Genomic DNA, 22,066 nt, shown 5'->3' with positions numbered 1-22,066 from the left:
CGGAAACCGATCCTGCGGCAACGGCTCAAGCGGCGTGCACGGACGAGGCAAACGCGCGAACCGCAGCCCCCGCCGTTTGCCCGCATCGTCCGCACCGCTCGTTCATCGCTGCATCGAATCCCACACCTTATAAAGCCGCTTGACCGACACAGGCATCGGCGTGCGCAATTCCTGCGCGAACAGCGAAATGCGCAACTCTTCCAGCAGCCAGCGGAACTCTGAGAGACGCGCGTCTGGCACCCCGCCACGCTGCGCGACCGCGCGCTGATAGTTTTGCAGCAACGGCTGGAATTCGGCGAACTGCCGTGCATCGCGCGCGGGGTCGGCCTTCAGTTTGTCGATCCGCAACGCGATGCCCTTCAGATAGCGCGGAAAATGCGTGAGTTGCGAGTACGGTGTCTCGACCACGAATCGCTTGCCAATCAGCGCGTCGAGCTGATTCTGCATGTCGGCGTAGGCGGCCGTGAACGACTTTGCCTGCACCAGTTTCTTCTGCACCGCTGCGTATTCGCCGAGTATCTGCCCGACGAGTCGCGTAATTTCCTGAGCCAGCAACGTCAGCCGGCTACGCCCTTCATCGCGGCGCGTATGGAAACTCATGTCGTCGTCCGGTAGCGGGTCTTGCAGGCAGGCACGGTCGAGCGCGGTATCGATCAGTTGATCGCGCAACTCTTCCTGCGTGCCGCGCGTCATGAACTGCATCGCCATTTCGCGCAAGCCCGGCAGATTTTTCTCCAGATACTTGATCGGCTCCTTCAACTGCAACGCGAACAATCGACGCAAGCCCGCTCGATGAATCCGCGCCGCCTCGTCCGGCGAATCGAACACCTCGACGTCGCAATGTGTACCGCGATCCACGAGAGCCGGGTAGCCGAACAACGTCTGGCCGCCGCGGCGAATTTCCAGCAATTCAGGCAACTTGCCGAAGTTCCAGGTGGTCAGCTTCTCGTACAGCGCAGTGCCGGCCGCGCCGCCTTGGGACGCCGTCTGCGGCGCTGGCGCGGACGGACCCTTGCCGCGCGACGCCGGGCCACTCGACGCAGGCGCCGTTCCCGCCGCATCCGTCCGCGAACCGACCGCCCCGGCCAACGCCGCGCCTGCCGCGCTCGACGCGATCTTCTGGAAATGCTGCTGCGCCTGGCCGCCAAGTTCCGCGCGCAGCTGCGACAGGTTGCGCCCCATCGCCAGTTGCCGCCCGTGTTCGTCCACGACCTTGAAGTTCATGAACAGATGCGGCGGCAAGGTCTCCAGCTTGAAGTCCGATTGCTTCAGCATGAGTTGCTTCTGCTCGCGAATATCGGCGATCAGCGCTTCGAGCGGACCGCCCGCAGCAAAACGCGGCGCGGCATGCCGGTCGACAAAGGCGGCCGCGTATTCGGGCAGCGGCACGCAGTGGCGCCTCAGTTTCTGCGGCAAGGACTTCAGCAGCAGTTGCGTCTTTTCTTTCAGCATGCCGGGCACGAGCCATTCGCAGCGTCGCGCGTCGACCTGGTTCAGCGCATAGAGCGGCACGGCGAGCGTGACGCCGTCGCGCGGCGAACCCGGCTCGAAGTGATAGGTGAGCGCCATTTCGACGCCCGACATCGTCATCCGTTTCGGGAACAGATCCGTCGTCACGCCCGCGGCTTCGTGCCGCATCAGGTCGTCGCGCGACAGATACAGCAGCCGCAGCTTGTCTTCCGGCTGGGCGCTCTCCTTCACTTCGTCGCGATACCAGCGCTCGAATGACGCGCCGGTATAAATGCCCTTTGGCAGCGCCTCGTCGTAGAACGCAAAAATCAGCTCATCGTCGACGAGCACATCCTGACGGCGCGACTTGTGTTCTAGTTGCTCGATGTCGGCAAGCAGCTTGCGGTTGTGCGCGAAAAATCCAAGCTTCGTGTCGAATTCGCCTTCGACAAGCGCGCCGCGAATGAACAGTTCGCGCGCCCGCGCCGGGTCCTGTTTGCCGAAACTAACGCGCCGCCGATGGTAGATCGGCAGCCCGTACAGCACCGCGCGCTCGAACGCCGACACTTGCGCCGCGCGCTTTTCCCAATGCGGCTCGGAAAGCGATTTCTTCAGCAGATGCGCGCCGATCTTCTCGATCCACTCGGGCTCGATCTTCGCGATGCAGCGCGCGTACAGACGGCTCGTCTCGACCAGTTCCGCGGCCATCACCCACTTGCCCGCTTTCTTCACGAGCGCGGAGCCGGGCCACAGATAGAACTTGATGCCGCGTGCGCCGAGATAGTACGGCTCATCGTCGGCTTTCAGACCGATGTTGCCGAGCAGGCCCGTCAGCAGTGCGAGATGGATCTGCTCGAAGGTCGCTTCAGCCTCATTCAAACGCCAGCCGTGTTCGCGCACCACCGTCAGCAATTGCGAATGCACGTCGCGCCATTCACGCAGACGCAATTGCGACAGGAAGTTCTTCCGGCATTCCTCGTGCAGTTGCTTATTCGACTTCTTGTGCGCGATCGCTTCTTCGAACCAGTTCCAGATTTTCAGCCACTGCAGGAATTCCGAGCGCTCGTCGGCAAAGCGGCGATGCGCCTGGTCGGCCTGTTCCTGCGCCTCGATCGGCCGGTCGCGCGGATCCTGTACCGACAACGCGCTCGCGATGATCAGCACTTCCTTCAGCGATTGCTGATCGCGCGCGGCGAGAATCATCCGGCCGATGCGCGGGTCCAGCGGCAGACGCGCGAGTTCGCGGCCGAGCGGCGTGAGCTGGTTGTCGTCGTCGACGGCGCCAAGTTCGTTGAGCAGTTGATAACCGTCGGCGATCGCGCGGCCAGGCGGCGGCTCGATAAACGGAAATGTCTCGATCGCCGTCAGATGCAGCGACTTCATGCGCAGAATCACCGACGCCAGCGACGAGCGCAGAATTTCTGGATCGGTAAAACGCACGCGGCTCTGGCAATCGCTTTCGTCGTAGAGGCGAATACAGATGCCGTCGGCCACACGCCCGCAGCGCCCCGCCCGCTGATTCGCGGCGGCCTGCGAGATCGATTCGACCTGCAACTGTTCGACCTTGTTGCGATACGAATAGCGCTTGACGCGCGCGAGGCCGGTATCGACCACATAGCGAATGCCCGGCACGGTGAGCGACGTCTCCGCCACGTTCGTCGCGAGCACGATTCGCCGCGCGTTCGAGGTACGGAACACGCGCTCCTGGTCGGCGGCCGAGAGGCGCGCGAACAGCGGCAGGATTTCCGTATGCGGCGGATGATGCTTGCGCAGTGCCTCGGCGGCATCGCGAATTTCGCGCTCGCCGGGCAGAAATACCAACACGTCGCCGGGCCCTTCGCGGCAGAGTTCGTCGACGGCGTCGACGATCGCTTCCATGAGGTCGCGGTCGCGCTCTTTGCCGGAATCGCGCTGGCTTTTCGGCCGGTCGCGCGACGCCGCGGACGACGATCCGCCTGATCCGCCTAATGCACCTGATGCGCCTGATGTCCCCTGCGCTGCTTTGACAGCGGGGCTTTCTTCGGCGACGGGACGGTAGCGCACCTCGACTGGATAAAGTCGCCCGCTCACTTCGATCACCGGCGCGGGTTTGTCCTCGCTGCCGAAGTGGCGCGCGAAACGATCTGCGTCGATCGTCGCCGACGTCACGATCAGCTTCAGATCGGGACGCTTGACGAGAATTTCCTTCAGATAGCCGAGCAGAAAGTCGATGTTGAGACTTCGCTCGTGCGCCTCGTCGATGATCAGCGTGTCATACGCTTTCAGCAGCGGATCGGTCTGTGTTTCGGCGAGCAGAATGCCGTCGGTCATCAGCTTGACCGATGCACCCGGCGACAGATTGTCGGTGAAGCGCACCTTGTAGCCGACCACTTCGCCGAACGGCGTGCCGAGCTCCTCGGCGATGCGCCGACCCGTCGCCGACGCGGCGATGCGGCGCGGCTGCGTATGGCCGATCAACCCCGAGCCGCCCAAGCCCAGGCCGCGCCCGAGCGCGAGGCAGATTTTCGGCAACTGCGTGGTCTTGCCCGAACCGGTCTCGCCCGACACGATCACCACCTGATTTTCTGCGATCGCTTTCGCGATCTCGTCGCGACGGCCGGAGACGGGCAGCGCTTCGGGAAAGGTGATCGGCGGAATGGGATTCGGCTGGACGACGCGCGGCTCGCGTCTGGTGCGGGGCTCGCGTGGTTCGCGTTCGGCGCGCGATTCGCCGGGCTCGCGTGGCCCGTTCGGCGCGTTCGGCCCGCGCCGCTGTTCCGGCTCGCGCGGCGAATGTTGGTGCGATTGCTTGCCGGATTGCGGCCGCTCGGCTTGCTCGCCCGACAGGTCTTTTTCAAGCGGCGGACGTTGTTGGCGCGGCTCGGCCTCATCGCGCGGCTCAAGCGCCGTCCCCGGCTCGCGCGAACCGCGTTGCTTGCCTCGTTCGCGTGGGTTACGCGGTTGGCCCGCTTCACCTCGTTCGCGTAGTTCGCCTCGTCCGCGCGACTGGCGTTCTTCGCGCGCCTCACCGCGCCCCGGATCCTTCACCGCACGCGACGGATTTTTCTCGTTCGAAGACGCCTGCGCGCCTACACCGGCACGATGAGGCTCACGCGCCTTGCGAGGCGCGTCCGGATTGCTGCGGTTCGCGTCCTGTTCGGGGCGGCGTTTCGCGTCGCCGGCCTTCGCCTGATCGGCGGCCGGCACCGCATTCTCGTTCGCCGCGGCGGGACTTTTGGGTACATTCGACATGGGGGCGCATTATAATCCCCGGCATGAATTCCCAAACCGACCTCGTCCCCGCGCCCGCGAGCGTTCCGGCCCCTGCCGGAGCAACGGAACACCTCGCACAGCACGCGCAATTCGTCGACTGGATGCGCTCAGTCGCCCCTTATATCCACGCGTTCCGGAACAAGACGTTCGTCGTCGGTTTCGGCGGCGAAGTGGTGCATCAGGGGCTCCTGAATGCGCTCGTGTCGGACATCGCGCTGCTGCAGGCCATGGGCATCCAGATCGTGCTGGTGCACGGCTCGCGTCCACAGGTCGAGGAGCAGATGAGTCTGCACGGCGTCGAGTCGGAGTTTTCGCACGGCATGCGCATTACCGACGCGCGGGCGCTCGAGTCCGCGAAAGAAGCGGCCGGCGAAGTGCGGCTGGATATCGAGGCGGCCATCAGCCAGGGCTTGCCGAACACGCCGATGGCGCACGCGCACATCAGCGTCGTCTCGGGCAACTTCGTGACGGCGCGCCCGGTCGGCATTCTGGACGGCGTGGACTTCGCGCACACCGGCGTAGTGCGCAAGATCGACGCCGATTCGATCCGCCATTCGCTCGCGAGCCGCAAGCTCGTGCTGCTGTCGCCGCTCGGCTTCTCGCCTACCGGCGAGGCGTTCAATCTGGCAATGGAAGACGTCGCCTCCGCCGCCGCCATTGCGTTGCGCGCGGACAAGATCGTGTTCCTGACCGAAACGCCCGGCCTCATGCAAGCCGGCGAGGAAGGCCCGGAACTGGTCCGCGAACTCTCGCTCGACGACGCCTACAAGCTGCACGAAAGCGGCGAAGTCACCGGCGACGCGGGTTTCTATCTGAAGCACTCGATCCGCGCGTGCCGCGGCGGCGTCGCGCGGGCGCACATCATCCCCTATGCGCTCGACGGCAGTTTGCTGCTCGAACTGTTCCTGCACGACGGCGTGGGCACGATGATCTCGTACGAGAATCTGGAAAGTCTGCGCGAAGCCACGCCGGACGACGTCGGCGGCATTCTCGCGCTGATCGAGCCGCTGGAATCGGACGGCACGCTGGTGCGGCGCGGCCGCCATCAGATCGAGCGCGACATCGACCATTTCTCGGTGATCGAGCACGATGGCGTGCTGTTCGGCTGCGCGGCGCTGTATCCGTACACGCAGGAGCGCATCGGCGAAATGGCGTGCCTGACGGTCGCGCCCGAAGCGCAAGGCACCGGCGACGGCGAGCGCCTGCTCAAGCGCATCGAGCAACGTGCGCGGGCCCGCGGCCTCACGCGCATTTTCGTGCTCACCACGCGCACCGAACACTGGTTCCTGAAGCGCGGCTTCGTGAAGGTCACGGTCGACGACCTGCCTGAAGACCGCCGCCGGCTCTACAACTGGCAGCGCAAATCGCTCGTGCTGATGAAACAGCTATGAAACAGCTCTGAGCGGCCCCATATAAAGCGACTGCCCCACAATTGATTCAATAACCATTTTTATGGGACCGGAGTAAGTGCTGAAGCACTAACGGTCGACACAGGAGAAGCACAGCATGACTCGTATGGTTCAATGCGCGAAGCTCGGCAAGGAAGCCGAAGGCCTCGATTTCCCGCCGCTGCCGGGCGAACTCGGCAAGCGGATCTACGAAGGCATTTCCAAGGAAGCATGGCAGGCCTGGTTGAAGCAGCAAACCATGCTGATCAACGAAAACCGTCTGAACATGGCCGACCCGCGCGCGCGCCAGTATCTGATGAAGCAGACCGAAAAGTTCTTTTTCGGCGAAGGCGCGGACACGGCGCAAGGTTACGTGCCGCCGCCGGCTGAGTGAGCGTTTGACGCTTGCACCGCATTACCTGAATCCGCGCCTCGAGCGCGGATTTTTTGGCCCATAGACAACGCCGCGGCACCGGCAATTTATGTGGGAACCTGCGATCGATTCAATCCGTTGACTTGTGCCCCGCCGGACCACGCCGCCCACCTTGAAAATCTCTCCAAACGGTACATTTTCAAGCTGATTTAAGCCCCTTCCGCGGACCGGTTCGATCCGCCGTATTCCCCGCCCGGCAAGGGATTGAACGAGCCGACCCAGTTATGCACCCGCAACCGGGTTTGCACGATCCTCTGTCATCGTGCTATCATGTTCATCGTTCCAACAGCAATTCACCTTCATTCGCGTTCCCTGACCTTGCGACATCAAGTGCTTGCACTGCGCGTCCATCGCGATGGAACAGTTTTTATACAAGAAGGCTTGTCGGTCGTTTTGCCGTTTGACGTGGCTTTTCAAGGCCCATTCGAGCGGCGAATATAAAGCACCGGCCTTTTTCGTTTCAAGCCTTCCAGTGGCGTAGGCCCGGCTTCCAGCCGTCCGCGCCCTCATGCATCTGCCCCCCTTCCACGGCCACGCAGGTGTAACAGTCAACACAATCTAGACGAGTGTTTTTTCGCGACCTGGCTCGCGAGGCACGGGCGTTTGCTGCTTTTGCGGCGTTTGCTGCAGTTTCCTTTGGCGCGCGCCCACCCTTTCGCCTCCCGCGGCGCAAGACGCCATCGCGCCGTTTGCGAAACGACACTTTCCAGCAACCGTGGCGGAACGCATCATGAGTTTCGTCGCAGTCATCGGAGTTTTACCTTGACCGCTTCCAGCAACGGCTTCTGGCGACATCACAAACAAGAACAACGCCTTTCTCTCGACGACATCACCGTCGTCGACAACTCGCTCCTCAAGCGGGCCGTCGGCGCAATGGCGCTCGGCAACGCAATGGAATGGTTCGATTTCGGCGTGTACAGCTACATCGCTGTCACGCTCGGCAAAGTGTTCTTTCCGTCGTCGAGCCCGTCCGCCCAGTTGATCGCCACCTTCGGCACGTTTGCCGCGGCGTTTCTCGTGCGCCCGGTGGGCGGCATGGTGTTCGGTCCGCTGGGCGACCGCATCGGCCGTCAGCGCGTGCTGGCGATGACGATGATCATGATGGCGCTCGGCACGTTCGCCATCGGCCTGATTCCGAGCTATGCGACGATCGGCATTCTCGCGCCGGCGCTGCTGCTGGTGGCGCGCCTCGTGCAAGGCTTTTCGACCGGCGGCGAATACGGCGGTGCGGCCACCTTCATCGCCGAATTCGCTACGGACAAGCGCCGCGGTTTCATGGGCAGCTTTCTGGAATTCGGTACGCTGATCGGCTACGTGCTCGGCGCGGGCACGGTCGCCGTGCTCACGGCGACGCTGTCGAACGACGCGCTGCTCTCATGGGGCTGGCGTGTGCCGTTCCTGATCGCCGGTCCGCTCGGTCTGGTGGGTCTGTACATCCGGATGAAGCTCGAAGAAACGCCCGCGTTCAAGAAGCAGGCCGAGCAACGCGAAGCCGAAGATAAGGCACTACCGAAGCAATCGTTGCGCGACCTGCTCGTGCAGCAATGGAAGCCGCTGCTGCTGTGCGTCGGCCTCGTGCTCATCTTCAACGTGACCGACTACATGGCGCTCTCGTATCTGCCGAGCTACCTGTCGGCCACGCTGCACTTCAACGAATCGCACGGCCTTTTCATCGTGCTGCTCGTGATGGTGCTGATGATGCCGATGACGCTCGCAGCCGGCCGTCTGTCGGACGCGATCGGCCGCAAGCCGGTGATGCTGTTCGGCTGCGTGGGTCTGTTCGCGCTGTCGATTCCCGCCCTGCTGCTGATCCGCGTGGGCACGGTGCTGCCGGTGTTCGCCGGACTGATGATTCTCGGCGTGCTGCTGTCGTGCTTTACCGGCGTGATGCCCTCGGCACTGCCGGCGCTTTTCCCGACGAAGATCCGCTATGGCGCGCTTGCCATCGGCTTCAATGTTTCGGTGTCGCTGTTCGGCGGTACGACGCCGCTCGTGACGGCATGGCTCGTCGACCGTACCGGCAATCTGATGATGCCCGCGTATTACCTGATGGGCGCGTCGCTGATCGGTATCGTCTCGGTGATGGCGCTGCGTGAAACCGCGCGCAAGCCGCTGCTCGGCTCGGGCCCTTGCGTGGCGACGCGCGCTGAAGCGCACGCAGTGCTGCGCGGCGAACGTGAAGCCGAAGAGATGGACGAAGGCTACGCAGCGACCGCTACGGCGCGTGCATGATCGCGTGCGGCGCAGTAGCCGCGTAACGTGAACGGGCGATGACTTCGGGATTCGCCTCTAGCGGTAGTAGGTAGCTTGATCGCGGCCATTGCAGTGGTGAAGCCATCTAACCGCACGGCATTGCAGCAACATCGACAGTAGTCATACGACGGGCCGGCAGATTTGCCGGCCCGTTTTCATTTGAGCAGCAGATCGAACCTCGCATGGGCCTGCGAGCCTTCGACCGTCAGAATGCCCGCCGAAACCGGCAGCTTGAAACGCCGCGGCCCTGCACTGCCCGGATTAACGAACAGCACGCCGTCGCGCTCGCTGATCAACGGCTTATGCGAATGGCCGGTCACCACCACGCCGATACCGTCCTTGCGCGGATCGGCGGGCACATCGGCGATGTCGTGCACGACCAGAATCGCGACTTGCTGCACGTTGAGCGTCGCATGGGTCGGCAGCGCAGCGGCCCACTCGCCGGTGTCGTTATTGCCGCGCACGACGGTAAGCGGTGCGATCTGCGCCAGTGCATCGAGCACGGCCTGATTGCAGATGTCGCCCGCGTGGATGATGGCGTCGCAGCCCGCGAGATATTCGAGCGCTTCCGGACGCACGAGGTTGTGCGTGTCGGAGATGAGGCCGATGCGGCCTGACGGCGAACGGCGAGTAGATGAAGTCATGAGGACAGTATCCGCGAAGCTCGGGCCTGCTCGCAATCAGGCTCGTTGCAATCAGGCTCGCTGCAATCACGCTCGTCCCGCGCACGCGGTCGCTCTCAAGCGCCCGAAAAATCAATCCGCCGTCTGCCGCAACGAAGTCTCACGCGATACCGCTTGCACCGGCCGCCTTGAATCCAGCATACGCCGCGTCGCGCCGTGCACGACGATGGAAATCGCCGACGCGCACGCGAAGCTCAGCCACACGCCATAGCGCGGCAACATCCCGGCCGTCACTGCGAAGAACGCCGCAAACGAGCCGCGCCCGATCACCATGCCGCGCATCAGCAACGCAACGAAGCTGGCGCCGTGTCCGCGTTGCGCCGACACCGCGAGCACGATGCCTAGCAACGGAAACACCGAAAGCAGACCGCTCCACGTTGCACCCATCGACGCCGACAAGCGGGTGACCGCGAGCGTCAACAGCGCACCGGCAAGCATGCGCACAGCGAGGTCGGCTACGCCGAGGCGCGCGGCCGGCACATGCCCTGTCACGCGCGGCAAGCGGCTCTGCGAAACCACCACGGCGACGCAAGCCGCGCCCACCGCCCAGACGAGCGACTGAGGTAGATCCGTGAGCAACAGCGCCGCTGCCAGCCACCCGCTCATGCCTGCGATCAACGCAAGCGGCCACGACAACCGGCGGCAACTCCACGCGTACACGAAATTGAATGCTTCCGACGCGGCAATCGCCGCAATCGAGGCGACCGAAGCCTGCGCCGCAAACGACGACCCGCGCTCCAGCGCAAGCAGCAGCACGATCGGTCCCGCGACGACCGGCAACCCTGCGAGCCATCCGGCAACCGACGGTCCCCACAGGCGCCCCGCCATCGTCAGCGCGGCGAGAAACGCCGGCACGAGCGTGAGCTTCAGTGCAAGCACGCTCAGGCTTCCAGCACGTGCTCGATGCGCCGGTCCGGCACCAGCCACCACGCGGCGGCGAGCGCATAGAGCGCCGCCGAGATCCACGGCGCGACGAACGCGAGTACGATGCCCGCGAGATAAATCGCGACCGACACTTTGCCCTTGAAGTCGTTGCCCACCGCTTTGGCGAGCGTCGAATCGCGGCCGTGCTCGCGGATCAGCGTGCGCGTCAGGATGAAATACGCGATCGCCGACATGAACAGCGCGACGCCATACATCGCGGTCGGCCACGAGGCCAGATGATTTTCGCCGACCCAATGCGTGACCGCGGGCAGCAGCGACAGCCAGAAGAGCAGATGTAGATTCGCCCACAGCACGCCGCCGTTGATCTTCTGCACCGTGTGGAACAGGTGATGGTGATTGTTCCAGTAGATGCCTACGTAGATAAAGCTGAGCACATATGCGCCGAATACCGGCACGAGCGGACGCAGCGCGGCGAGGTCGAACCCTTCCGGCACTTTGATTTCAAGCACCATGATCGTGATGATGATGGCGATCACGCCATCGCTGAAGGCTTCGACGCGTCCCTTGCCCATCGGCTGTTCCTCGAGTGAATGCGGTTGAATGTCGTTGAATGCAGTCAAATGCGCGCTCGTCTCGATCCCGCAGACGGCCCGCGCCGCTGGCGATTATCCGCGATGCCGCGACGCTTTGTCGATGCGTGCCGCGCCGTTCCCGCGAGCCGCCGCTCATGCGAGCCGCGCTCGTCTTACTTCAGCGGCTTCAGACCGTCGAGCAGGGTCGGCACGAGTTCGCTGATGGTCGGATGAATGTGCATCGCGTATTGCAAGGTCGGATAGGGCGCGCGCGCGGTCATGATGTCGATGAACGTATGAATCGCCTCGTCGCCTTCGATACCGTGAATCGCTGCGCCGAGAATCTGCTTGCTGTGGGCGTCGGCCAGCACCTTCATGAAGCCGTCCGTCTCGCCACGTTCGCGCGCGCGGCCCACGCGCGACATCGGCATTGTCGCGATCAGCGCGTCGCGGCCGCTCTTGCGCACGTCGCCTTCCGAAAGACCGACGCGCGCAAGCGGCGGGTCGACGAATACCGCGTACGCCATGATCCGGGTGTCGACAGTGCGCGCGCCGCCGTCGAGCAGATTGGCCGCGACGATCTGGTAATCGTCGTAGGACGTATGCGTGAAGGCCCCGCGTCCGTTGATGTCGCCGATCGCCCACACGCCCGGCACGCTGGTGCGCAACTGGCCGTCCACGGGAATGATGCCGTGCCGGTCGGTCTCGATACCCGCCGCGGCGAGCCCGAGATCGTCCGTATTCGGTTCGCGCCCGGTCGCGAACAGCAGGTGCGACGCTTCGAGCGCCGGCACGTTCTGCTCGAAGCCGATACACACTTCGTTCTCGCGATGCGGATGCGGCTCGACGCGCGAAGGCTGCACACCGAACCGGAACTCGACGCCTTCGCGGGCCAGCACGCTCTGCACAGACTCCGCGAAATCGGCATCCTCGCGCGTGAGCACACGGTCGCCCCGCACCAGCACCGTCACTTCGCTGCCGAAGCGGCGGAACACCTGCGCGAATTCGAGCGCGATATAACTGCCGCCCACGATCACGAGCCGGCTCGGCAACTCGGTGATCTCGAGCAGAGTCGAGTTAGTGTAATAGCGGATTCGCTCGATGCCTTCCAGCGGCGGCACCACGGCGCGCGTGCCCGTATTGAGGAAAATTTCGTCCGCGCTGAGTTCGTGCAGCACGCCGCCGTCCGGCCCGCTGACAGCAAGCGTACGCGGCCCCGTAAAACGCGCATGGCCGTTGAACACCGTGACGTTTTCCGTGCCGCGCAGCCATGTCTCCACACCGTCGCGCGACTGGCCGATGATCTTGTCCTTGCGCGCCTTCACCGCCGCCAGATCCACGCCGACCGCGCCGCCCACATGCACACCGAGCCTCGCCGCATGGCGCGCCACATGCGCCGCGCGGGCGCTCGCCACATACGCCTTGGTCGGCGTGCAGCCGACGTTCACGCAGGTCCCGCCGAACGCCGCGCGTTCAATGACCGCCGTGCGGCGGCCGCTTTTGCCAAGACGCACGGCAAGCGGCGCGCCGCCCTGTCCCGTGCCGATCACAACTGCGTCGAAGTGCTGTGCCATCGCAACTCTCCTGGGGCTCGCATGCAGGTCGTTGCATCTTACGCCCAGTCTCCGGCGCGGTTATATGGGGCTGCCAATTGCAACGGAGATAGCCGCGCCGCGCCGGGTGCAACGCGGCGCACGGATCAGGTCGCCGCATACGCGTCGGCCAGCGCGCGCGCATACGCGCTCGCGCCCACTGGCCGGCTGTACAGATAGCCCTGCTGCTTGTCGCAATCGATCGAGCGAAGGAATGCCGCCTGCTCGGGCGTCTCGACGCCTTCCGCGGTGACGTTCATGCCGAGCGAATGCGCCATCGCCACCACGGCCTGCGTGATCGCAATCGAATCGCGATGATCCGGCAAGCCCGCCACGAACGACCGGTCGATCTTCAGGTTATGCAGCGGAAAACGCTTCAGATACGACAGCGACGAATAGCCCGTGCCGAAGTCGTCGACGGAAATGCGCACGCCCGTTGCGCTCAATGCGAGCAGCATGGGCAGCACGGTGTCGCTGTCGCTCATTAAAAGCCGCTCGGTGATTTCCAGTTCGAGCGCCGCCGGTTCGAGCCCAGACTGGTCGAGACAGCGCCTGATCCGCTCGACCAGTCCGTCGTTGAACTGGCGCGGCGACAGATTCACCGCGACGATCAGATCGGGCGCGAGCGTGCGCCGCCATTGCGCAGCCTGCTCGCAGGCGCGCGCGAGCACCCAGTCGCCGATCTCGACGATCAGGCCGGCGTCTTCGGCGACCGGGATGAATTCGGCCGGCGAGACGTTGCCGAGCTCACTGTTGTACCAGCGCAGCAGTGCCTCGGCGCCGATGGTCCGGCCGGCGTGGCTATCGACGATTGGCTGATACACGAGACTGAGTTCGTCCGAGGCCAGCGCGCGGCGAAGCGACTGCTCGATGACGAAGCGGCGCTGCAGTTGCTGATTGAGCTCGGCCGTGAAGAACTGGAAGTTGTTGCGGCCGCGCTGCTTCGCGTGGTACATGGCCGAGTCGGCGTTGCGCATCAGCGTGGGCGCGTCCTGCCCGTCTTCGGGAAAGCGGCTGATGCCAATCGACGCGCCCAGGTAATACTCGTTGTCCGCCACCGCGAACGGCACCGCGATTTCGTCGAGGATGTGGCGGGCCAGCCCGACCAGCTCGTCGTTGCATTCGCAGTCGCTCACCACGATCACGAACTCGTCGCCGCCCACTCGGGCGAGCGTATCGTCCGGGCCGACGCAACCGGCAAGCCGTCCGGCGACGCTCTTGAGCAGCGCGTCGCCGGCCTCGTGACCGGCCGTGTCGTTGACCTTCTTGAACCCGTCGAGATCGACGAACAGCACCGCGACGCTCGTGAGCTCACCGCTGCCGTTCGGGCTTCCGGGCGCGAACAGGCTGTTCATCCGCTCCGTCAGATAGGCGCGATTGTAGAGCCCGGTGAGGGAGTCGCGGGTCGCGAGGAATTTAAGCTGACGCTGAGCCTCGCGCACCGGGCCGATGTCTGTAAACGAGATCAGCACGGAATCCGGCTTGCTCTCGCCGGGTTTCAGAATCGGCACCACGTTCTCGGTGATCCAGATGACTTCGCCGTTGACCAGCTCCAGCGCGAGTGTGACGTCGAGCACCGGCTTGCCGGTCGCCAGTACCTGGGCGGTGGGCCGCTCGTCCCCGGAGATGGGCGAACCGTCCTCGCGAAACCCACGCGCCATCACCGTGCGGATGTTGCGCCCGATGATCTGCGGCCCCGTGCCGAGCATGCGCTGTGCGCTCGGATTGCAGGCGAGCACGACGCCCGCTCGCGACTGCACGACAATGCCCTCGATCAGATGATCGACGACGAGCCTGTGGTGCTCCTCGCTATTCGCGAGGCGCTGCGCCATCGCGTCCTGGTGCACGGCGAGCCCGACGCTGCGGCTGATGTCGCGCAGCATCGTCTCTTCCTGAGCGGTGGGCCGGCGCGGCTCGCGATGATAGACGGCGAACGCGCCCAGCACCGTGCCGGCGTCGTTTTCGAAGGGCACGGACCAGCACGCGCGCAAGCCGTGCGGCAACGCGAGCGCGCGGAAGTCCGCCCACAGCGGATCCGTCTCGATGTCTTCAACCACCACCAGGCGCCGCTCGTACATCGCGGTGCCGCACGAGCCAGCCTGCGGACCAATCGGCACACCGTCGATCGCCGCGCTGAAGCTCCTCGGCAGCGACGGCGCACCGCCCATTTTCACGTGGACGCCGTCGTCGTCCAGCAGCAGGATCGAGCACGACGTGCCCGCACCCAGCAGCGCTTCCGCGCGGTGACACACTTCATCCAGCAACTCCGGCAACGGCGTATTGCGGGTGATCAGCCGCAATACGCTGCGCTCCGACGCCAACACCTCTTCGGCCAGCAGATCCGGCCGGTAACGGCTAGCTTCGGGCGTCGCTCCCACCTCCATGCGTGACATCGCTTCGCGGTCCATATATGCGCCCCCCAACCCAACATCGGCAAGAATCGGTAAGCAGCGCATCAGGGTATACCCGTTAAACGCTCGAAGATGTGCGCCGGCAACGCTTCGCTCGACCGTGCGTTGGACTATCGTGGCCCCGGTCGAGCCGCGCAACGCAATATCTGGTAATCACTTACTGGAAGTGCCGCGTTTTTCGGAGGTCTGCATGGCGGGCGATCGGACGATCATGCGTTGCATGAAAAACCATGCATCGCGTGAATCGTCATGAAAATCGTCCGCTCCGTTCTGATCGCCGCGCTGCTGATCGCGCATTCGTCCGCTCATGCCGCGAGTTTCAATTGCAACAAGGGACGCTCGCTTACCGAGAAGATGATCTGCAACGAGCCGGCGCTGTCGCGTCTCGACGACGTGCTCGGGCAGTTATACTGGAAAGCGCGGCGAAGAGCGATCGACCGGCGCCGCCTCATCGCCGACAGCGACAGCAAGTGGGCATGGCGCGAGGCCAATTGCCGCGACGCTGCGTGTCTCCGGATGTGGTACGCAGCGCGTATCGACGAGCTCGAGCAACTGATCGCGAGCCTGCAAACGGGCGCGCCGCCCGCCCTGGCACAACCGCCGGAACCTGCTGATGCACTCAAGCCCGCGCAGCCGGAGCGCCCACGCAAGCCGCCAATGCCCGCGCCTCCTGCCGTCGATACAGCGATGCTCCAATGCACGGCCGCGCATCCGGGTATCGCGATCGGCGAGCAGTGCGCGAGCGTGATCAAGCAGAACGACAGCCACTGGAAATACCGGCCGCATGGCGGCGACTGGTTCTGCGGCGTCGCGATGTTGGGACGGATCTAACGGCTATTCCAGAACCTGCGCTGCACGTCCATCACCTCGGCCTCGACTTCGGCCACCGGGCCGATCACCTCGACGCGCTTCTGGCAGTGATCGAAGACGTAGCGGCAATCGACGCTCATCGTCGGATTCTCGGCGTGATCGCCGGTCGCCTCCAGCAGGCGCTTCTCTGTCATGCCGAACACCACCCGGCCGATGTTCGCCCAGTACATCGTACCGGCGCACATACAACACGGTTCGACCGACGTATACAGCGTGCAACTCCACAGGTACGCCGGTGTAAAGTTCAGCGCGGCCACGCGAGCGAGCACCGACTCTGCATGATTCACCGTGTCGACGTTGCCCTGCTCCATCAACACGGTTTCTTGGTCGGCGCCGACCAGCACCGCGCCGAACGGATGATGTCCCAGCAACGTCGCCCGCTCGGCGATCCGGCTCGAATGCCGCAGATGACGCACGATCTGCTCGTGCGTCGGCGTCAGGCCCTGCGGCGGGAAGCGAGCCGCATCGGCGCTTGCGGCTGTGCTTGCGGCTGCGCTCGCAGTCGGGCTTGCGCTTGCCGCCGCGCTCGGAATGGTCAGGCTCACGGCGATCTCCTTTTTTGTTGTTTCCGCTTGAATGGGACGTTCGATGCAAGCTCGCGTTACTTCGGCAGCGACCCGTCGACGCCCTGCACGAACCAGTTCAGACGCAGCAGTTCCGCGTCGCTCAGCGACTTGCCTGCTGCGACTTTCACCGCACCGGACTGATCCAGGATCGGCCCGGCGAACGGATCGAACTTGCCCGAAACGATCTCGTCGCGCTTGCGGCTCAACGCCTTTTGCGCGGTCGGCGACACGGCTTCGGTGTTGATATCCGCGAGGTCGATCGCCTTCTCTTTCAGCCCCCACCACACCGGTGCGTTGTTCCATGTGCCCGCCATCACCTGCTGCACCAGATACGTGTAATACACGCCCCAGTTGCTCACGCACGCGCCCAGTTGCGCATTCGGCCCGAACTTCTTCATGTTCGAGTCCCAGCCGAACGCGTGCACCTTCTTCTGCTCGGCAGTCTGCATCGTCGCCGTCGAATCCGTGTTCTGGATGAGGACGTCCGCGCCCTGCCCGATCAGCGTTTCGGCGGCCTGCTTTTCGCGGCCCGGATCGAACCAGCTATTGATCCAGACTACTTTGACGCGCACCTTCGGGTTCACGGAGCGCGCGCCCATCGTGAACGCGTTGATGTTGCGCACCACTTCCGGCACCGGCACGGAGCCGACAAAGCCGAGCGTGTTTGACTTCGTCGTATAGCCGGCGACGAGCCCGGCGAGATACGCGCTCTGATACGTGCGCACGTCGTACGTCGCGAAGTTGGCTGCTTTCTTGTAGCCGGTTGCGTGCTCGAACACCGTGTCGGGGAAGTCCTTCGCGACCTTCAATTCGAAGTCCTGGAAACCGAAGCTGGAACCCACCACGATCCTGTTGCCCTTCGACGCCAGATCGCGGAACACGCGCTCCGAATCCGCCGACTCCGGCACGTTCTCGATGCGCGTCACCTTGATCTTGTCGCCGAACTTCGCTTCGACCTCTTTCACGCCCTGCTCGTGCGCATAGGTCCAGCCGGCGTCGCCGGGGTTGCCCAGGTAGACGAAGGCAATGCCGACGGGTTGCGCCGTGGCCGCCGACGCTGCGGTTACAGCAAAGCCGAGGCTGAAGCCGACCGTTGCGGCACATGCCGCAACGAGCGCGCCTCGGACAGTCTTGATGTGCAAGGATCGATGCAGCGCTCGCGCCAGCGTTGTTTTCATGAATTCTCCGAAACCGATTGAAGGGATTCGCCTCGCGCCCGTTGTCCCGGGCAAGGCTCCAGCATAGGGGGCCATATTCCGGCGTCAATTTCAGAGCAAAAATTATTGCTGTTATCGCGTGTATAACGGAACTGATATTGCAGGATCCGCCGCGATGAACTAGTGAAGCCTCGGCGGCAGCGTGTCATCGGGATCGGGCGCCCCATCGTTGCCAGCCAGCCCGCCCTCGCCGAACAACTCCGCACATAAATCCCGACCGGTCTCGCTCAGACGCGCGGTGCCGGCGCCTTCCTCGTTGAACGTCGTCTCCACGAGGCCGCCGTCGACGAGCGCTGTCAACTGCCGCCGCAGTGCGCTCATCGGCACGTTCGCCTGCTTGGACAGCCTGGCGAGCGACCACGCGCCGCTACGCCTCTGCTCGCCGGCCGTGCCCTCGCCGGCGCTTTCGCGATGCGCGCGCCAAAGCTGCCCGAGCACGGCGAGCAGCACCGGATCGATTTCCTCGTCATCCATTCGTGTCTCCTTCCTGATCTTTTATGTGCCGACCTCTGTTGCACCAACTCCTGCTGGGCTTCACGCCATTTGCATGACAAGTTCGCCGAGCGTCTTCAACGCCGCCTCGCTTTGCGCGGTCCACGGATAGCTGTAATTGAGCCGGATGAAATGGCGAAAATCGTTGCGAGTCGAAAACATCATGCCGGGCCCGACCGTGATGCTGCGCGCGAGCGCCGCCTGATAAAGTCGCATGGAATCGACACGTTCCGGCAACTCCACCCACAGAACATAGCCGCCTTGCGGCGTCGAAATACGCGTACCGGCCGGAAAAAAACGCCGCACCATCGCGGTCATGATGCTCGCCTGCTGCCGGTACACCTTGCGAACGTGCCGCAGATGCCGGTCGTAGCCGTCCTGCCGCAGATAATCGGCGACCGCCACTTGCGGCACCGAAGGCGTCGTCAGCGTGTTGAGGAACTTCAGCTTCTCGAACTGCGCACGATAACGCCCAGGCAACGCCCAGCCTATCCGATACGACGCGCTCAGGCTTTTCGAAAACGACGCGCAATGCAACACGAGCCCTTGCGTGTCGAAGCTTTTCAATGCCGACGGCCGCGTCTCGCCGAAATACAACTCCTGATACACGTCGTTCTCGATAACAGGAATCTGATGCGCGGCGAGCAGTTCGACGAGTCGTTGCTTGCGCGCGTCGGGCATCTGGAAACCAAGCGGATTCTGGAAGTTCGGCATCACCATGCACGCTGCGATCTTCTGTCGCGCGATCACCTGCGCCAGCGCATCGATGTCCATGCCGTCGACGGGATGCGTCGCCACCTCGATCGCGCGCATGCCAAGACGCTCGATCGCATGCAGCATCGCGTAATAGGTCGGGGACTCGACGGCCACCGTGTCGCCCGGCTTCGCGACCGCCTGCAAGCTCAGGTTGATCGCCTCGGTGGCGCCGAGCGTGATGACGATTTCGCCGGGATCGACGGGCATGCCATTCTCCGCGTAGCGCCGCGCGATCTGCCGGATCAGTTCCGGGTTGCCCGGCGGCAGATCGTCGATCAGGTTCCAGCTTGCCTGCCGGCGGGCAATCGCGTTCGCGTACTGATTGATGCGCCGCCACGGGAACAGCGATGGATCGGGATACGGCGAGCCGAACGGCACGGCGTCGTGCGCGCGGATGCTGCGCAACGTCGACAGCACGAGGCGGCTCACGTCGACTTCGGCGGCGATGGGCGCCTCCAACGGCGCGGGCTTGCCGCTCGGCCGTCGCGTGTCCGGCCTGAACGCGTGCATCGCCGCTTCACGCACGAAATATCCCGATTGCGGCCGCGTTTCGACAATACCGCGGCTTTCCAGCAACGCGTACGCATGCAGCACGGTCTTGATGCTGACGCCATGCTGCTGGCTCGCCTGCCGCACGGACAAAATCCGCTCGCCCGCCGCGAACACGCCGCGGCGCACGGCTTCGGTGATTTCATCGGCGAGCTTTTCGTACAGTTTCAAGGACGTGGCTCAAGGAAATCAATCGTCTGGAGCACCAGTCTATGACAAAACTCAAGTAACTGTATCCCTTCCGTTTTTGATTTTCTGTATGCTGCACTGCGATTGGAACACAGTAGGCTTGTCAAATCGGCTTGAAAGCCATGACCAGACCACGCGCCAACATCATGAAGAACAGCGACACTCGCAGCGAATCGGGCAGCGACGCCCGCATTGAACCGTACAAGCACCCGGCAGCCGGCTGGGGCGCGCTCAAATACGTCGCCATCAACCTGCTCAAGGAAAAGGTGACGGGCGGCAATTACCGCACGCTGCTCAAACAGAATCAGCCTGACGGCTTCGACTGCCCCGGCTGCGCGTGGCCCGACCGCGAGCACGCATCCACGTTCGAGTTCTGCGAAAACGGCGTGAAGGCCGTAGCCGCTGAGGCGACCAGCAAGCGCGTGACGCCCGCGTTCTTCGCGGAGCACACGGTCACCGAACTGATGACGCAGTCCGACTTCGAGCTGGAGCAGCACGGCCGTTTAACCGATCCGCTCGTCTACGACGCGATGCGCGACCGTTATGTGCCGATCGGCTGGGACGAAGCGTTCGATCTGATCGCAAGCCATCTGAAACGTCTGGACGATCCGAATGAGGCCGCGTTCTACACGTCGGGCCGCGCGAGCAACGAAGCCGCGTTCCTCTATCAGTTGTTCGTGCGCATGTACGGCACCAACAATTTCCCCGACTGCTCGAACATGTGCCACGAAGCGACGAGCCGCGGCTTGCCGCATACGGTCGGCATCGGCAAGGGCACGGTCACGCTCGACGACTTCGAACACGCCGACACGCTACTGATCTTCGGTCAGAATCCGGCAACCAACCATCCGCGAATGCTCGGCGAACTGCGCGAGTGCGCAAAGCGCGGCGCGACCATCGTGTCGATCAATCCGCTCAAGGAGCGCGGGCTGGAGCGTTTCGCGAGTCCGCAGCATCCTGTGGAAATGCTGACGATGGGCAGCACGAAGATCAGTTCCGTATTCATTCGCCCGAAAGTCGGCGGCGACTTCGCGCTCATCAAGGGCGTCGCCAAGCGCGTGATCGAACTCGACGACGAAGCGCAGGCAGCCAGCCTTGAACGCGTGCTCGACGTCGCATTCATCGCCGAACATACGGTCGGATTCGAGGCCTTCGCCGACGATCTGCGCGCGGAAAGCTGGGACACCATCGTCGCCGAAGCGGGTGTGCCGTTCCACGACGTGCTCAAGCTCGCCGACATCTACGTGAAGGGCCGCGCGGTGATCTCGACGTGGGGCATGGGCCTCACGCAGCACAAGAATTCGGTGCCGACCGTGCAACTGCTGTCGAACCTGATGATGATGCGCGGCAATATCGGCCGGCGCGGCGCGGGCCTGTGCCCGGTGCGCGGCCACTCGAACGTGCAGGGCGACCGCACCGTCGGCATCGAGGAAAAACCGACGCAGGCGTTTCTCGACCGGCTCGGCGAGGCCTACCGTTTCGAGCCGCCGCGCGAGCATGGGCTCGATGTCGTCAACTCGATTCAGGCGATGCTTGACGGCAAGGTGAAAGTATTCATTGGCCTTGGCGGCAACTTTTCGATTGCGACGCCGGACACGCCGCGCACGTGGGAAGCCATGCGTTCGTGCGAGCTGACCGTGCACATCACGACCAAGCTGAACCGCAGCCACCTCGTGCATGGCCGCGACGCGCTGATTCTGCCGACGCTCGGCCGTACCGAGATCGACTTGCAGAACGGTGTCGCGCAAGGCGTGAGCGTCGAGGATTCGATGAGCATGGTGCACATTTCCTATGGCATGAACAAACCGGCGTCGGAGAATCTGCTGTCGGAGATTGCGATCGTCGCGCGCATGGCGCATGCGACGCTCGGCAGCGACAAGGTGGATTGGCTCGCGCACGCCGCGGATTATTCGCTGATTCGCGACGGCATCGAGAAGGTGATCGACGGCTTTCACGACTACAACGAACGGCTCAAGCGCCCGGGCGGCTTCCATCTCGGCGTCGCGTCGCGCGAGCGGATCTGGAAAACGCCGAGCGGCAAAGCGCAGTTTCTCGTGCATGCAATCGCACTCGACACGCCGATCCATCGCGCGCGCGAACAGCACGGCGAGCGCCTGATGACGTTGATGACGACGCGCTCCCACGACCAGTACAACACCACGATTTACGGCCTCGACGACCGTTATCGCGGCGTGTATGGACAACGGCGCGTGCTGTTTGCAAACAGGGACGACATCGCGATGCAAGGGTTCGCAGCCGGACAGCGCGTGGATATCACGAGCGTGTGGGCCGATGGCATCGAGCGTCACGCGGATGGCTTTTTGCTGGTTGAGTACGACATTCCGCGCGGTTGTCTCGGCGCTTATTATCCGGAGACGAATCCGCTTGTGCCGCTGTCGTCGGTCGCGGACGGCGCCGGGACGCCGACTTCGAAGTCGATTCCTGTATTGCTCAAAGCGTCGGCAATGGAGGCGGTCGCCGCTTGAGAGGCGACGTATCGCGCGCAATG

At 63.8% G+C, this 22,066-nt stretch carries 15 protein-coding genes; 5 read left to right on the top strand and 10 right to left on the bottom strand.

Annotated features, from left to right (window positions below):
* Positions 1 to 102 precede the first annotated feature (102 nt).
* Positions 103 to 4,680 (bottom strand): ATP-dependent RNA helicase HrpA, encoded by a 4,578-nt coding sequence (gene hrpA / locus F759_RS0111240; protein ID WP_027799935.1) that lies wholly within the window; start codon positions 4,678 to 4,680, stop codon positions 103 to 105.
* Positions 4,681 to 4,703: 23 nt separating this feature from the next.
* On the opposite strand from hrpA, the gene argA reads away from it, so the two are divergent.
* The 3 genes from argA (at position 4,704) to proP (ending at position 8,754) form a co-directional block, all read left to right on the top strand.
* Positions 4,704 to 6,092: an amino-acid N-acetyltransferase gene (argA, locus tag F759_RS0111235; RefSeq protein WP_027799934.1), complete on the top strand. Its 1,389-nt coding sequence runs from the start codon at positions 4,704 to 4,706 to the stop codon at positions 6,090 to 6,092.
* A gap of 115 nt (positions 6,093 to 6,207) precedes the next feature.
* Entirely contained in the window at positions 6,208 to 6,483 is a 276-nt protein-coding gene (locus tag F759_RS0111230; protein WP_027799933.1) for an oxidative damage protection protein, read from the top strand.
* Positions 6,484 to 7,284: 801 nt separating this feature from the next.
* Positions 7,285 to 8,754, top strand: a complete 1,470-nt coding sequence (gene proP, locus F759_RS0111220) for a glycine betaine/L-proline transporter ProP (protein WP_027799931.1) — start codon at positions 7,285 to 7,287, stop codon at positions 8,752 to 8,754.
* 176 nt (positions 8,755 to 8,930) lie between these two features.
* On the opposite strand, the gene F759_RS0111215 is transcribed toward proP, so the two are convergent.
* From F759_RS0111215 to F759_RS0111195, 5 genes are all read right to left on the bottom strand, one after another.
* The gene (locus F759_RS0111215; protein ID WP_027799930.1) at positions 8,931 to 9,419 is read right to left on the bottom strand and encodes a metallophosphoesterase family protein; all 489 of its coding nucleotides are present in this window, start codon (positions 9,417 to 9,419) and stop codon (positions 8,931 to 8,933) included.
* 111 nt (positions 9,420 to 9,530) lie between these two features.
* Entirely contained in the window at positions 9,531 to 10,337 is an 807-nt protein-coding gene (locus F759_RS0111210; RefSeq protein ID WP_027799929.1) for a hypothetical protein, read from the bottom strand.
* Between the two features lie 2 nt (positions 10,338 to 10,339).
* On the bottom strand, positions 10,340 to 10,915 hold the full coding sequence (locus F759_RS0111205) for a TMEM175 family protein (RefSeq protein WP_027799928.1): 576 nt from the start codon (positions 10,913 to 10,915) through the stop codon (positions 10,340 to 10,342).
* 173 nt (positions 10,916 to 11,088) lie between these two features.
* The gene (locus tag F759_RS0111200) at positions 11,089 to 12,489 is read right to left on the bottom strand and encodes an FAD-containing oxidoreductase (protein ID WP_027799927.1); all 1,401 of its coding nucleotides are present in this window, start codon (positions 12,487 to 12,489) and stop codon (positions 11,089 to 11,091) included.
* Positions 12,490 to 12,614: 125 nt separating this feature from the next.
* The gene (locus tag F759_RS0111195) at positions 12,615 to 14,915 is read right to left on the bottom strand and encodes a putative bifunctional diguanylate cyclase/phosphodiesterase (RefSeq protein WP_027799926.1); all 2,301 of its coding nucleotides are present in this window, start codon (positions 14,913 to 14,915) and stop codon (positions 12,615 to 12,617) included.
* 252 nt (positions 14,916 to 15,167) lie between these two features.
* On the opposite strand from F759_RS0111195, the gene F759_RS0111190 reads away from it, so the two are divergent.
* Positions 15,168 to 15,749 carry a lysozyme inhibitor LprI family protein gene (locus F759_RS0111190; RefSeq protein WP_027799925.1) on the top strand — a complete coding sequence of 194 codons (582 nt, stop codon included), beginning with the start codon at positions 15,168 to 15,170 and terminating at the stop codon, positions 15,747 to 15,749.
* Here F759_RS0111190 and F759_RS0111185 read toward each other — a convergent pair.
* From F759_RS0111185 to F759_RS0111170, 4 genes are all read right to left on the bottom strand, one after another.
* Positions 15,746 to 16,228, bottom strand: a complete 483-nt coding sequence (locus tag F759_RS0111185; RefSeq protein ID WP_027799924.1) for a nucleoside deaminase — start codon at positions 16,226 to 16,228, stop codon at positions 15,746 to 15,748. The two genes, F759_RS0111190 and F759_RS0111185, sit on opposite strands and share 4 nt — an antisense overlap.
* A gap of 161 nt (positions 16,229 to 16,389) precedes the next feature.
* Positions 16,390 to 17,532: a BMP family ABC transporter substrate-binding protein gene (locus F759_RS0111180; RefSeq protein ID WP_027799923.1), complete on the bottom strand. Its 1,143-nt coding sequence runs from the start codon at positions 17,530 to 17,532 to the stop codon at positions 16,390 to 16,392.
* Positions 17,533 to 17,691: 159 nt separating this feature from the next.
* Positions 17,692 to 18,045 carry a hypothetical protein gene (locus tag F759_RS0111175; protein ID WP_027799922.1) on the bottom strand — a complete coding sequence of 118 codons (354 nt, stop codon included), beginning with the start codon at positions 18,043 to 18,045 and terminating at the stop codon, positions 17,692 to 17,694.
* A 60-nt stretch (positions 18,046 to 18,105) separates the two neighbouring features.
* The gene (locus tag F759_RS0111170) at positions 18,106 to 19,539 is read right to left on the bottom strand and encodes an aminotransferase-like domain-containing protein (RefSeq protein WP_027799921.1); all 1,434 of its coding nucleotides are present in this window, start codon (positions 19,537 to 19,539) and stop codon (positions 18,106 to 18,108) included.
* 164 nt (positions 19,540 to 19,703) lie between these two features.
* Between F759_RS0111170 and F759_RS0111165 the strand changes: the two genes are divergently transcribed.
* Complete coding sequence (locus tag F759_RS0111165; protein WP_027799920.1) at positions 19,704 to 22,043, top strand: FdhF/YdeP family oxidoreductase; 2,340 nt, start codon at positions 19,704 to 19,706, stop codon at positions 22,041 to 22,043.
* Positions 22,044 to 22,066: the final 23 nt, after the last annotated feature.

The sequence above is a fragment of the Paraburkholderia dilworthii genome (genome assembly GCF_000472525.1).
GTDB classification, from domain to species: domain Bacteria; phylum Pseudomonadota; class Gammaproteobacteria; order Burkholderiales; family Burkholderiaceae; genus Paraburkholderia; species Paraburkholderia dilworthii.
Note: the sequence above shows the minus strand (reverse complement) of the source record. Positions and strands in the feature narration are given on the sequence as shown.

Excerpts from the sequence above, each read along its gene's own strand:
- F759_RS0111175 (WP_027799922.1), bottom strand. The coding sequence starts at position 18,045 with ATGGATGACGAGGAAATCGATCCGGTGCTGCTCGCCGTGCTCGGGCAG.
- F759_RS0111180 (WP_027799923.1), bottom strand. The coding sequence starts at position 17,532 with ATGAAAACAACGCTGGCGCGAGCGCTGCATCGATCCTTGCACATCAAG.
- F759_RS0111200 (WP_027799927.1), bottom strand. The coding sequence starts at position 12,489 with ATGGCACAGCACTTCGACGCAGTTGTGATCGGCACGGGACAGGGCGGC.
- F759_RS0111190 (WP_027799925.1), top strand. The coding sequence starts at position 15,168 with ATGAAAATCGTCCGCTCCGTTCTGATCGCCGCGCTGCTGATCGCGCAT.
- F759_RS0111230 (WP_027799933.1), top strand. The coding sequence starts at position 6,208 with ATGACTCGTATGGTTCAATGCGCGAAGCTCGGCAAGGAAGCCGAAGGC.
- F759_RS0111205 (WP_027799928.1), bottom strand. The coding sequence starts at position 10,915 with ATGGGCAAGGGACGCGTCGAAGCCTTCAGCGATGGCGTGATCGCCATC.
- hrpA (WP_027799935.1), bottom strand. The coding sequence starts at position 4,680 with ATGTCGAATGTACCCAAAAGTCCCGCCGCGGCGAACGAGAATGCGGTG.
- F759_RS0111195 (WP_027799926.1), bottom strand. The coding sequence starts at position 14,915 with ATGGACCGCGAAGCGATGTCACGCATGGAGGTGGGAGCGACGCCCGAA.
- F759_RS0111165 (WP_027799920.1), top strand. The coding sequence starts at position 19,704 with ATGAAGAACAGCGACACTCGCAGCGAATCGGGCAGCGACGCCCGCATT.
- F759_RS0111215 (WP_027799930.1), bottom strand. The coding sequence starts at position 9,419 with ATGACTTCATCTACTCGCCGTTCGCCGTCAGGCCGCATCGGCCTCATC.
- argA (WP_027799934.1), top strand. The coding sequence starts at position 4,704 with ATGAATTCCCAAACCGACCTCGTCCCCGCGCCCGCGAGCGTTCCGGCC.